The organism is Nitrobacter vulgaris (assembly GCF_002028545.1).
GTDB lineage: Bacteria > Pseudomonadota > Alphaproteobacteria > Rhizobiales > Xanthobacteraceae > Nitrobacter > Nitrobacter vulgaris.
This window is the reverse complement of sequence record NZ_MWPQ01000040.1, coordinates 20,430-33,128: the sequence shown is the minus strand read 5'-3', so window position 1 is coordinate 33,128 and position 12,699 is coordinate 20,430. Positions and strand designations below refer to the sequence as shown.

Here is a 12,699-nt window from a genome sequence, read left to right as displayed (position 1 = left end):
CCAGCTGGCCCATCCGGCGTGCGTGCGAATGGTTTCGAATTCTGTGGTAAGTTACGTCCGGTCGGTTTGTTTGTGGGAGATTGCAAATGCCAGGATCATCAGACGCGGTGAGAGTGATCCAGCCCGGCAAGACCTATGTCGGCAAGCAGGGCTTTACCTACGGAGCCGGCGTATCGAAGGAGACGGCTGGAGCAAAGCAGGTCTGTTTGAATGTGCTGCCCATGCCTCCGGGTGCCAAGGCAAAGGTCCATTACCACAAGGGCATCGAAACGATTGCTTACCTTTTGGAAGGTGAATGCGCCGTCTACTATGGCGACACACTTGAGCATCGTCTCGTCGTCAAGGCTGAGGACCAGGTCTATATGCCTGAGGATGTTCCGCATGCTCCATCCAATGAGAGCGGAGCGCCGTGCAAGTGGCTTGTCGTGCATTCATCCGGTAGCGATCAGGACGGCATCGTCCTGCTACCAGACCTTGATGCAATATTGGCGCAGAAGTCGGGCGCGACAGCGTCGTAAGTCATAAATTCGTGCTTCTGCTGTTCGCCCTTTGGGACTGCTGTCCAACTCTGAAATCTCCGTTCCTCGGGGCAGACCGGAAGCGGCGAGCGGGCGATCAAAGCGGCGCTTTTGACCCGAACCGATCACGCATCAGTTAGACAACGATTGATCGGTTCCACGATACCAGATGCTGACTGCTTCCCGCCAATATGATATATTAGGTCAATGCATCCCAATCGGGGGAGCGTGACCGGCACTGCCACGCAAAATCAATGCGATAGGCGTTGAGCCGCACGATGGAGGAAGCTATGTCCATCGAAAGCATTCTGAGGCGGAAGGGCCCTGACGTCACAACAATAGGTCCGGAAGCTAATATCAAGAGCGCGGCGGGCTGGCTCCGCGCAAAAAATATAGGCGCGCTCGTGGTGACGAGTGGAAACGCAATTCTTGGCCTCATTTCCGAACGTGAAATCGTTGACGCATTTTTTCGCTACGGCGAGGCAGCCGGGTCGATGCGTGTGAAGGAAATCATGCAGCACGGTGTGACCACCGTGTCCCCGGACGAAAGCGTCACTCGCGTGATGAAACTGATGACGCACCAACGCGTGCGGCACTTGCCGGTAGTTCATGGCGGCAAGCTAGCCGGCATCGTCAGCATCGGCGATGTAATCAAGTATCGGCTGGAGGAGCTGGAGCTGGAGGCGAACGTCCTACGTGATGCCTACAGCATCTCGCGTTGACGGCTCAAGCATTGTCTCACAAGCGTGCCCGTGTTTGATCTTGTTCCAATTTGAACGAGGGCCCACTCGCTTGGGCTTGGCGTGCATGCTCGCGCGCGCCTTGGGATGCTATTGGTAGTCCATCGGGCGCAAGCGGGTCATCTCACGAGCGCACGCGGACGTAGCTGTCCGGCGCATCCTCGATCGGCGGCTGGCGCTGATCCCTCCTCAATTTGTGCTTTGATCCAAGTCAACATCGGCAAGTTGGGTGCATTCAGGCTTTCTTTTTTGAGCCGCGGAGGCATTCAATGAAACTCAGTAGTTTGCTTGCAGGCGCGAGTCTTTTCGTCCTGAGTTCTGTCTCGGCATTTGCTCAGCAGGTCACGGGTGTTCCAGGTTCACCCGGTGCCACGACCACCATCGACGGGAAGCAGATTCCACCGCCCCCGCCAGCATTCGGCGGGATGATCAAGGAGAAGGCCTCGGAGTCAACCGCCTGGTGGGCGCCCCGTGTCGTGCCGCCGAAGGGCGCTCCCAACGTGTTGCTCATCATGACGGACGACCAAGGTTTCGGGGCACCGAGCACCTTCGGCGGTGTTATTCCCACGCCCGCAATGGATCGCATCGCTGCACAGGGCCTGCGGTACACCAATTTCCATTCCACTTCGCTGTGCTCACCGACGCGAGCGGCCCTTATCACCGGCCGCAACCATCATTCGGTCGGCTTCGGAGTGGTCGGTGAAATATCGACGGGATTCCCGGGTTACGACTCGATCATTCCGATCGAGAAGGGCACCATCGGCACCATCCTGAAAGCGAACGGGTACGCGACCTCGTGGTTCGGCAAGGACCACAACACACCCTCGTTCCAGTCGAGTCAGGCAGGGCCTTTCAATCAATGGCCTAACGGCATGGGCTTCGAGTATTTCTATGGTTTTGTCGGCGGTGACGCCAGCCAGTGGCAGCCGAACCTGTTCCGCAACACCACGGCTATCTATCCTTTCCAGGGCAATCCCAGCTGGAATCTGGAAACCGCCATGGCCGACGAAGCCATCCAGCACATCAAGCAACTCAAGGAGATTGCGCCCGACAAGCCGTTCTTTGTCTATTACGTGCCAGGCGCAACCCACGCGCCACATCATCCGACACCGGAGTGGATCGAGAAGATCGGCGGTATGCACCTGTTCGATGAGGGCTGGAACAAAGTGCGCGAGAAAATCTTCGCCAACCAGAAACGCCTGGGCATTATGCCGGAAAATGCCAAGCTGACGCCGTGGCCGAAGGAATTGCCGCAATGGGACTCGCTCGGTTTGCTGGAGAAGAAACTCTTCATCAAGCAGGCCGATGTCTATGGGGCGTACCTCGCTTACGCAGACCATGAGATCGGCCGCGTCATCCAGGCCATCGAAGATCTCGGAGAGCTGAACAACACCTTGATCATCTATATCGGCGGTGACAACGGCGCGAGCGCCGAAGGCATGATCAACGGTACGCCCAACGAGTTCACGACCTTCAATGGTGTCACGGTGCCGGTAAAGGCTCAGTACCTCTGGTACCCATTCTGGGGCTCGGACAAGACTTTCCCGCATTTTGCTGCGCCGTGGGCCTGGGCGATGGACACTCCATTCAAGTGGGTCAAGCAAGTGTCGTCGCATTTTGGTGGGACCGCCCAAGGCGTCGTCATGTCCTGGCCTGGCCATATCAACGATGCCGGAGCTATCCGTCGCCAATTCCATCATGTCATCGACATCGCTCCAACCATCCTCGAAGCGACCGGCATTTCGCAACCTGAGACGATCGACGGTTTCAAACAGAGCCCTATGGAAGGGGTGAGTATGGCGTACACATGGGACAGCGCTAACGCCGACGCCAAGACGACGCACACGACTCAATATTTCGAGATGCTCGGTAATCGCGCCATCTATCACGATGGATGGGTTGCGGCCACGACACCGATGACGCTTCCATGGAAGCTAAGCAGCGCGCCTCCACCGGATGTGATCACGGGATACAAGTGGGAGCTTTATAACGTCCAGGAAGACCCTACCCAGTTTAATGATCTGGCCGCCGAGATGCCGGACAAAGTCAAGGAACTGCAAGCTATCTTCGATGTCGAGGCGAAGAAGTACAACGTGCTGCCGCTCGATAACACGACGCTCGCGCGTTGGAATACGCCGCGTCCAAGCCTGACCGCAGGGCAGACGGTATTCACCTATTCGGGCGGACTGACCGGTGTGCCGGCAAGCGCTGCGCCGAGCATCCTCAACAAGTCCTATACCATCACCGCCGAGATCGAGATTCCCGAGGGCGGCGCTGAAGGCATGATCGTCACCGAAGGCGGGCGCTTCGGCGGCTACGGGCTGTTTCTGAGCAAGGGTGTGGCGGGCTTTCGGCGGGGCAAGCCTGTGTTCCTCTATAACCTTCTCAACCTGAAGCGCACGATCTGGTCGGGACCGGAGTTGAGCGCGGGCAAGCACACCATCGTTTTCGACTTCAAGCCCGATGGGCCGGGATTGGGAACGGGCGGCACGGGCGTACTTTCAGTTGACGGCAAGGAAGTAGACCGAAAACCCATTGAACACGGCACGCCTGTCGGGTTCTCGGAGGACGAGACCTTCGACGTCGGCCAGGACACCCGCACCGGTGTCGCGATGCTCGAGTATCGCTACGATCCTCCGTTCAAGTTCACGGGCAAGATCAACAAGCTGACGTTCAAGCTCGGACCAGTGCTGAAGGATCCGGCGCAAGCCAAGGCAGAGCTCGGACCAATGCCGGCGCCGGAGCCGGATTCCATTGGCGAGGCGAAGCCTCAAAAACCATCCGCGAACGTTGGAAAGAAATGAAGGGCGCATCGGCGTTCACTGCCGTCAGCGAAGCTGCAACGGGATTGGCACTGCTGATCGCCCCGTCGCTGGTGGACCAGTTGTTGCTGGACGAGCAGCTTTCCGGTGTCGCTGCGCTGATTGCCTTGGGGATAGCCTGCTGGCCAAGGTGGCCGCCACGCGCGGGCATGTTGATCTACAGCGGAGCCGTCGCCCCTATATTTGGCTTACCTCGGTTTCGCAGGCGGATTGAACGGCGTCCTTCTGTGGCTGGCAGTCATCCTTCATCTCATATTGACCGCTCTCTTGATGCGTGGCCCGCAAAGCCGCGACTTATAGCGTTTTCGAGCGAAGTAAAATCCGGTTCGCGTGAAGAAAGCGCATCAAATCAACTGCGTATCTCACGAGCGCACGCGGACATAGCTGCCCGGTGCATCCTCGATCGGTGGTAGCGCGCCGGCCCCGACCTCGCGCGCCGCGATCTCCTTGCCGTCGATATTTCGCAGCCATGCGAGCCAGTCCGGCCACCACGAGCCCTTATGTTCCTCCGCACCCTTCAGCCACTGGGCGAGAGTCTTGTTGCGGAGCTTGTCGTTGGTCCAATACTGGTATTTGCCGCGCGCGGGTGGATTGATCACACCTGCGATGTGGCCCGATCCCGACAGCACGAAGCGTACCGGACCGCCAAAAAAGCGCGAGCCGTACAACACCGATTCCGCCGGCGCGATGTGATCGTCGCGGGTCGCGAGATTGTAGACGGGCACCTTGACCTTCGAAAGGTCGAGCAAGGTATTGTCGAGCACCATCGAGCCGGTGGAAAGGCGATTCTCAAGATAACAGTTTCGCAGATAAAAGGAGTGGTTGGCCGCCGGCATCCGCGTGGCATCTGAATTCCAGTGCAGAAGATCGAAGGCGGGTGGTGCCTTGCCCTTGAGATAGTTGCTGACGACGTAGGACCAGATCAGGTCGTTGGAGCGCAGCATGTTGAAGGTCATCGCCATCTTGCTGCCTTCCAGCACGCCGGACCGCTTCATGTCGCGTTCGAGCGCGGAGATCTGATCCTCGTCAGCGAATATCAGCAGATCGCCGGCATGGGTGAAGTCCACCTGAGCGGCGAAGAAGGTCACCGACCTCACGCGCGGCCGCCGCTTATTCGCAAGCCATGCCAGCGTAGCGGCAAGCAGAGTGCCGCCGACGCAGTAGCCGGCGGTATGCACCTTTGTCTCTCCGGTGGCCTTTTCGATGGCATCCATCGCGGCGAGCGGACCTTCCTTCATGTAGTCCTCGAAGGTCTTTTCCCCGAGCCGTCCGTCCGGATTAACCCAGGATATCACGAACACGGTGATGCCCTGGTCCACACACCACTTGATGTATGATTTCTCCGGCTTGAGATCGAGGATGTAGAACTTGTTGATCCATGGCGGCACGATCAGCAGCGGCGTCCGCAGCACGTTTTCGGTGCTCGGCGAATACTGGATCAGTTGCATCAGTTCGTTCTGATAGATCACTTTGCCCGGCGTCGTCGCCAGGTTGACGCCAACCGCGAGCCCGGCGGAATCTGATTGGCGGATGCGCAGCGCGCCTCTACCGGCCTCGATGTCTTCCGCCAGCATCTTCATGCCGCGCGCCAGATTGTCGGCGTTGGAGGCGAAGGTTTCGCGGAGCACCTCGGGGTTGGTCATCACGAAATTGGATGGCGCGACGGCGTTGGTGAACTGCGTGACGTAGAATTCCGCCTTCTTGCGGGTATGCGGATCGAGATCTTGGGCGTCGCGAACCAGTTCGTTCGTCCATTTCGTCGTCAACAGATACGCCTGCATCAGGAAATCGAAGATCAGGTTCGACCGCCATTCCGGATCAGCGAAGCGTTTGTCGCGCGGTTCCGGCTCGATGGCTGGCCTGACCTCTTCGCCGGCCAGGCGGCGCGCGGCATAACCCCAAAGCTCCATATAGGATGCGCCGAGCTTTGCCTGTAATTCGACGGCCCGGGTCTGGTCCGACAGCCAGTATTCACAGACCGTGCTGACGGTCTTGATCAACTCGGCGAACTCGGTCGGCGAGTTGTCGGGGGTCTGGTCGTGCTCACGAGCCTTAAGATAAGCGGCCAGCGCCCTGCCACCGTTTTGCATGGCATTCGCAAGATTCATCGCGAAGGTGTCGGAGTCGAACCCCGTCTTCGGCTTGGTATCGGTGGATACCTCGCTCATGGACGCGTCTGAGGGCTTGTTCATCATTCCGTCACGCAGGTTGCCAATGGCGGGCATTGGATCATGACATAGTCTTGGGGACTTGTTGCCTGATTCGATGTGGTGCCGTGCGACAACACTTCTTGATCCCGCCATACATGGGCCGTGATGACTCGATTGAAATGGCCGCACCTTCTTGGATTTCGAAGTTTTAATATTTTCGGAAGCATAATGGTCTCGCCTACGATTAGGTTTGATAAAACAAACATTTACCGGCGCAAGCTTGGGCGGGACGATGTGAGCAGCGTGACGGTAGCATCACAACGACGGACGAGCAGACGTGCGGGACCCGTGATCGCCTGCACCGCCGCATTGGCGTTGATGTCGCAGGCGCTCGGAGGCTGCACATCGATTGCCGATCTACCTTTCGAGGCTCCGTCGGGTGCGGCGGAACGGTCCCACGACGTATCATCCTATCCTGCGGTGCATGACCTTCCCGCCCCAAGAGATCATGCGGCGATGGATCGTGCCGAGCAGGCGCGGGTCGAAAAGGAACTGATCGACGCGCGCGACCACCAGGCTCACGCCTCACAGGACCACGGCTCGGAACCCAGATAACTTCGCTCGAAAACGCTATAAAACACGCGAAGTGATGGCAGAGCAGGGTGTCCGTGTTAAGAGAGATGATTCAAGCAGAAGGCTGCGCCTGAAACGTCAGACCTCGACGTCGGAGAGCTAACGCTTGAATATGCCAAGCTTTTGAATACACACGTTTTCTGCTGAAGCTTCGTCGACTTCATCGAGGCAATGGGCGATCGCCTCGTCAATCCGGCCTGGAGCCAGGACTTATGGAAGAGTTTTATCGCATCCGCCGTCTGCCGCCTTACGTGTTCGAACAGATCAATCGCGCCAAGGCGGCTGCACGGAACGCCGGAGCCGATATCATCGACCTCGGTATGGGCAACCCGGACTTGCCGACGCCGCGCCACGTCATCGAAAAACTCAAGGAAACCCTCGGCAAACCCAAGACCGACCGCTATTCAGCTTCGCGCGGCATCACCGGCCTGCGGAAGGCTCAGGCGGGTTACTATGCCCGCCGCTTCGGCGTGAAGCTCAATCCCGATACGCAGATCGTGGCGACGCTCGGCTCCAAGGAAGGTTTTGCGAACGTCGCTCAGGCAATCACCGCGCCGGGCGACGTGGTGCTCTGTCCAAACCCCAGCTACCCGATTCATGCATTCGGCTTTTTGATGGCTGGCGGCGTGATCCGCTCCGTGCCGTCGTCGCCGACGCCGGATTTTTTCGCCGCCTGCGAGCGCGCGATCATCCATTCCATTCCGAAACCGATCGGGCTGATCGTCTGCTACCCGTCGAACCCGACGGCACAGGTGGCGAGTCTCGATTTCTATAAGGATCTCGTCGCGTTCGCGAAGAAGCACGAGATCTTCATTCTGTCCGATCTCGCTTATTCCGAAGTCTATTTCGACGATAACCCGCCGCCTTCGGTGCTACAGGTGCCCGGCGCTTTCGACGTCACCGTGGAGTTCACCTCGATGTCGAAGACGTTTTCGATGGCCGGCTGGCGCATCGGTTTCGCGGTCGGCAACGAACGCATCATCGCGGCGCTGGCGCGTGTCAAATCCTACCTCGATTACGGGGCTTTCACGCCCGTGCAGGTGGCGGCCACGGCGGCGCTGAACGGCCCCGACACCTGCATCCGGGAGATGCGCGAGATCTATCGCAAGCGCCGTGATATACTGGTTGAATCGTTCGGCCGTGCCGGATGGGTGATTCCGCCACCTCAGGCCTCCATGTTCGCATGGGCGCCGCTGCCCGAACGTTTTCGTGATCTCGGGAGCATGCAGTTCTCGACCCTGATGGTTGAGAAATCGGGCGTCGTGGTTTCGCCCGGTGTCGGTTTCGGCGAGCACGGCGAAGGTTATGTCCGCATCGCCATGGTGGAAAACGAGCAGAGAATTCGCCAGGCCGCACGGGGCGTTCGCCACTTCCTTGAAAGCGGCATTGAAACGTTGCACAACGTGGTTCCTCTCGCCAACCGGCGGTAGGCGCCAGTCCGGAGAACGGCTTTCCGGTCTTTCGCTCGGATCGTGCCCTGCACGCCGGTTTTCCAGCAGGTTTGTTATGGTCGCACCACTGAAAGTGGGCATCGCGGGGCTCGGAACTGTCGGGTCCGCCGTCGTCCGACTGATAGAACAGCAAAGCCGCGCGCTGTCAGCACGCTGCGGACGCGGCGTTCGCGTCGTCGCTGTTGCAGCGCGCTCGAAAACCAAGAAACGCGACGTCGACCTGACCGACATAGCATGGGCTAAGGACGCCCTGGCGCTGGCGAACGATCCCGGCATCGACTGCTTCGTTGAGCTGATGGGCGGTTCAGGCGATCCGGCGCACTCGGCGATCGAGGCGGCCCTGAAATCCGGCAAGTCGGTGGTGACGGCCAACAAGGCGCTGATCGCCAAGCACGGTCTGCGGCTCGCCGCTCTCGCCGAACAACACCACGGCGCGTTGAACTACGAAGCCGCGGTCGGCGCCGCCATTCCCGTCATCAAGACGCTGCGCGAAGGGCTTGCGGGAACCACGATCAATCGCGTCTACGGCATTCTCAATGGCACCTGTAACTACATCCTGACGCGGATGGAGAAGGAAGGCCTGTCGTTCGCCGAATGCCTGAAGGACGCCCAGCGTCTCGGCTATGCCGAAGCCGATCCGTCGTTCGATGTGGACGGGCACGACACCGCGCAAAAGCTGTCGATCCTGGCGAGCCTGGCTTTCGGCACGCGTGTTGCGCAGAGCGCGGTCTATGTCGAAGGCATTTCCTCGATCGCGCCGGAGGATCTTCGCGCCGCTGAGGAACTTGGCTACCGGGTCAAGCTGCTGGGGGTCGCGGTGCGAACCTCAAAAGGCATCGAGCAGCGGGTGCATCCGACCATGGTGCCGAAGACGTCGTCTATCGCACAGGTCATGGGCGTCACCAACGCGGTGACCATCGATGGCGACGGCATCCCTCCGATCACGCTTGTCGGTCCGGGTGCCGGCGGAGCCGCGACTGCGTCCGCCGTGGTGGCAGATATCGCCGATGTCGCGTCCGGCATTCGGGCTTTGCCGTTCGGCCGTCCCACGGCGAAGCTGCGCGCGACCGAGAAGGCACCGATGGAGCGCCACGAGGGCGGTTATTACATCAGGCTGATGGCACGCGATTTCGCCGGCACCGCTGCGACCATCGCCACGCGGCTGGCCGAGCAGAAGATTTCAATCGAATCGATCGTCCAGCGTCATCCCAACGGCAAGCTGGATGACGAGGAATCCGACACGCCGACTTCGCCGGTTCCGGTGCTCCTGATCACCTATGCAACCCACGAGGATGCGGTGCATCGCGCGCTCCATGCGGTGCGGGCTGACAAGGTCATCACGGGCCGCCCGCAGGTCATACGAATCGAGAAGAATTGAACGAGGATTTTCGTGCCGACGCAGGGGCCTCCACGCTGCCCGAGGGAGTTGAGACGATGCCGACACAGAATTCCGTCCCGCCGGAGCAGGTGCGCGAGCGCCTCCTGACGCTCGAGATCGCGCGCGTGACGGAGCGGGCGGCGGTGTCGGCGGCGCGGCTGCGCGGGCGCGGCATGGAAAAGGCGTCCGATCAGGCTGCGGTCGATGCGATGCGACGCGAACTCAACAAATTGCCGATCAACGGCACGGTCGTGATCGGCGAGGGCGAGATCGACGAGGCGCCGATGCTGTTCATCGGTGAGAAAGTCGGCAACACACGCGGCCCCCAGGTCGATATCGCCGTCGATCCGCTCGAGGGGACTGTGCTGTGCGCCAAGAACATGCCGGGCGCAATCGCCACCATCGCGATGGCCGAAAGCGGCACGCTGCTTCACGCACCGGACTGCTACATGGACAAGATCGCGATCGGTCCCGGCTATCCGAAGGGCACGGTGGATCTCGACGCGCCGGTCGAAGAAAACATCATCAATCTGGCCAAGGCCAAGGGCGTCAAGCCGACTGACATCACTGCCATCCTGCTTGACCGGCCGCGCCATGCGGCGAAGATCGCCGCGCTTCGCAAACTCGGCGCCGCGGTGAGCCTTATCAGCGACGGGGACGTCACCGGCGTCATTCACACCGCGGAGCCGCGAACGGGAATCGACATTTATCTCGGTAGCGGCGGCGCGCCGGAAGGCGTGCTTTCGGCAGCGGCGCTCCGCTGCATCGGCGGCCAGATGCAGACCCGTCTCATTATCGACAGCGAGGTGCTCCGCGAGCGTACCCTGAAAATGGGGATCAAGGATCCGAGAAAGAAATACGAGATCGAGGATATGGTGAAAGGCGATTGCCTGTTTGCCGCTACAGGCGTGACGACGGGCTCGCTGCTGTCGGGTGTCCGGTTCGGCAAAGACGTGATCAAGACTGACACGGTGGTGATGCGCTCGGTGAGCGGAACGGTGCGCCGTATCAAGGCCGCACACCGGCAATTGGACAAGTTCGACCTGGACTGAGTCATGCTCATGGCGGGGAGAGGCTACGCTGTCGCCCCTGCTTTCTATATTCTCGCAAGGCACGGACGACATCATGACCTTGCCAGCCTCCGCGTTGCCGATCGAAGCGCCTGATGCCTTTCTCGGTGTGTCGCATTCGGCGACCGGCCGTCTGTGGCGTGATCGCCTCGATCCGCGCGGCACGGCGCGCGCGCTGGCGATCACTCAGCGCCATCGGCTACCGGAAATGCTGGCGCGGGTGATCGCCGGACGTGGCGTCGAAATCGATGCCGTTGAGGATTTTCTCGACCCCACCATCCGCCGGCTGATGCCCGATCCGTTCACCGTGACGCAAATGGAGGCGGCCGCCAAGCGGCTCGCAGATGCCGCGATGCGCGGCGAGAAGGTTGCTATCTTCGGCGATTACGACGTCGACGGCGCGACCTCTGCGGCGCTTCTCGCCTGGCATCTGCGACATTGCGGCCTCGATCCGCTAATCCATATCCCGGACCGCATTTTCGAAGGCTATGGTCCGAACGTCGATGCGATCGACGCGCTCGCGGGCAGGGGCGCGACGTTGCTGGTGACCGTGGACTGCGGCACCACGAGCATCGAGCCGCTGGCGGTCGCAAGACAGCGGGGCATGTCGGTCGTCGTAATCGACCATCACCAATGTGGCGACGACCTGCCCGAGGTCGAGGCGCTGGTGAATCCGAACCGGCCGGACGATCTTTCCGGGCTCGGACATCTCGCCGCCGTCGGTCTCGTATTGGTGACGCTGGTCGCGTTGAACCGCGAGCTGCGCCAGCGCGGCTTCTGGGGTGACGAGCGGCCGGAGCCGGATCTCCTGAACATGCTGCATCATGTCGCGCTCGGCACGGTCGCCGATGTCGCGCCGCTGACCGGCCTCAACCGCGCCTTCGTCGCGAAGGGGTTGATCGCGCTGCGCCGCCGCGATCATGTCGGCCATACCGCGCTGATGGACGTGGCGCGGCTGAACGGTCCGCCGGAAGCCTGGCATCTCGGTTTCATGCTGGGACCGCGCATCAATGCCGGCGGCCGCATCGGACGCGCCGATCTCGGCGTGCGGCTGCTGCTGGAAGGCGATGTCTCGGAAGCTGCGCGGATCGCCGCCGAACTCGATCGCCTCAATACCGAGCGCCGCGTGATCGAGCAGGCGGCCGAAGCGCAGGCCGAAGCCGAGGCGCTGGCCTCGCTCGGTCTCGAGGACAAAGGATCTGTCATCGTCACGGCGTCCGAGGGCTGGCATCCGGGCGTGGTCGGTCTCGTCGCGTCGCGGCTGAAGGACAAGTTTTCCCGACCGGCCTTCGTTGTCGCGATGGAGCCGGGCGGCATCGGAACCGGATCGGGCCGTTCCATCGGCGGCGTCGATCTCGGGAAGGCGGTGCGGGGGGCCGTGGCAGACGGCGTTCTGCTCAAGGGCGGCGGCCACGCCATGGCGGCCGGCGTCACGCTTCGGAAAGAACGGCTCGCGGAATTCCGCGCCTACATGGAAACAGCGCTCGCTGCCGATGTCGCGCGGTCGCGCCACGTCCGCGAGCTTTTCATTGATGGCGCGGTCAGCGCGAGGGCGGCGACGCCCGAGTTCGTGGCGACACTCAATCGCGCGGGACCGTTCGGCGCGGGCAACCCCGAGCCGGTGGTGGCGTTGCCGTCGCACCAGTTGATCCATGCCGACGAGGTCGGGCAGGCGCATCTTCGGTTGCGATTCAAATCCGGAGACGGGGCTATCGTAAACGGCATCGCGTTTCGCGCGGTCGGCCAGCCGCTCGGCAACACGCTAGCGCAAATGCGGGGACAACCGCTGCATGTGGCGGGATCGCTGGCAGTGGACCGCTGGCAGGGCGCGGAGCGTGTGCAGTTGCGCGTGGTGGATGTGGCGACGCCCGATCCCGGGCCAGCGGTTATTCGCTGATCGATTGTTGCGCTGACCGCAATCGTTGGAGGGCAAGGCG

Annotated in this window: 9 protein-coding genes; 8 read left to right on the top strand and 1 reads right to left on the bottom strand. The window is 61.0% G+C overall.

The window, feature by feature from the left end:
- The first annotated feature begins 86 nt into the window (after positions 1-86).
- From B2M20_RS09435 to B2M20_RS09425, 3 genes are all read left to right on the top strand, one after another.
- The gene (locus B2M20_RS09435; RefSeq protein WP_079446794.1) at positions 87-518 is read left to right on the top strand and encodes a cupin domain-containing protein; all 432 of its coding nucleotides are present in this window, start codon (positions 87-89) and stop codon (positions 516-518) included.
- A gap of 290 nt (positions 519-808) precedes the next feature.
- The gene (locus B2M20_RS09430) at positions 809-1,240 is read left to right on the top strand and encodes a CBS domain-containing protein (protein ID WP_201789015.1); all 432 of its coding nucleotides are present in this window, start codon (positions 809-811) and stop codon (positions 1,238-1,240) included.
- 287 nt (positions 1,241-1,527) lie between these two features.
- Complete coding sequence (locus B2M20_RS09425; RefSeq protein ID WP_079446792.1) at positions 1,528-4,062, top strand: arylsulfatase; 2,535 nt, start codon at positions 1,528-1,530, stop codon at positions 4,060-4,062.
- A 380-nt stretch (positions 4,063-4,442) separates the two neighbouring features.
- Here B2M20_RS09425 and phaC read toward each other — a convergent pair whose 3' ends face one another.
- Positions 4,443-6,248, bottom strand: a complete 1,806-nt coding sequence (gene phaC / locus B2M20_RS09415; RefSeq protein ID WP_079447017.1) for a class I poly(R)-hydroxyalkanoic acid synthase — start codon at positions 6,246-6,248, stop codon at positions 4,443-4,445.
- 330 nt (positions 6,249-6,578) lie between these two features.
- Here phaC and B2M20_RS09410 point away from each other — a divergent pair, with 330 nt between their 5' ends.
- The 5 genes from B2M20_RS09410 to recJ all read left to right on the top strand — a co-directional run bounded on the left by B2M20_RS09410 (position 6,579) and on the right by recJ (position 12,659).
- On the top strand, positions 6,579-6,845 hold the full coding sequence (locus B2M20_RS09410) for a hypothetical protein (RefSeq protein WP_244553479.1): 267 nt from the start codon (positions 6,579-6,581) through the stop codon (positions 6,843-6,845).
- Between the two features lie 230 nt (positions 6,846-7,075).
- Positions 7,076-8,293, top strand: a complete 1,218-nt coding sequence (locus tag B2M20_RS09405; RefSeq protein ID WP_079446791.1) for an LL-diaminopimelate aminotransferase — start codon at positions 7,076-7,078, stop codon at positions 8,291-8,293.
- Positions 8,294-8,369: 76 nt separating this feature from the next.
- On the top strand, positions 8,370-9,692 hold the full coding sequence (locus B2M20_RS09400; RefSeq protein ID WP_079446790.1) for a homoserine dehydrogenase: 1,323 nt from the start codon (positions 8,370-8,372) through the stop codon (positions 9,690-9,692).
- Positions 9,693-9,748: 56 nt separating this feature from the next.
- Positions 9,749-10,744 carry a class II fructose-bisphosphatase gene (gene glpX, locus B2M20_RS09395; protein ID WP_079447015.1) on the top strand — a complete coding sequence of 332 codons (996 nt, stop codon included), beginning with the start codon at positions 9,749-9,751 and terminating at the stop codon, positions 10,742-10,744.
- A 73-nt stretch (positions 10,745-10,817) separates the two neighbouring features.
- Complete coding sequence (gene recJ / locus B2M20_RS09390; RefSeq protein WP_079446789.1) at positions 10,818-12,659, top strand: single-stranded-DNA-specific exonuclease RecJ; 1,842 nt, start codon at positions 10,818-10,820, stop codon at positions 12,657-12,659.
- Positions 12,660-12,699: the final 40 nt, after the last annotated feature.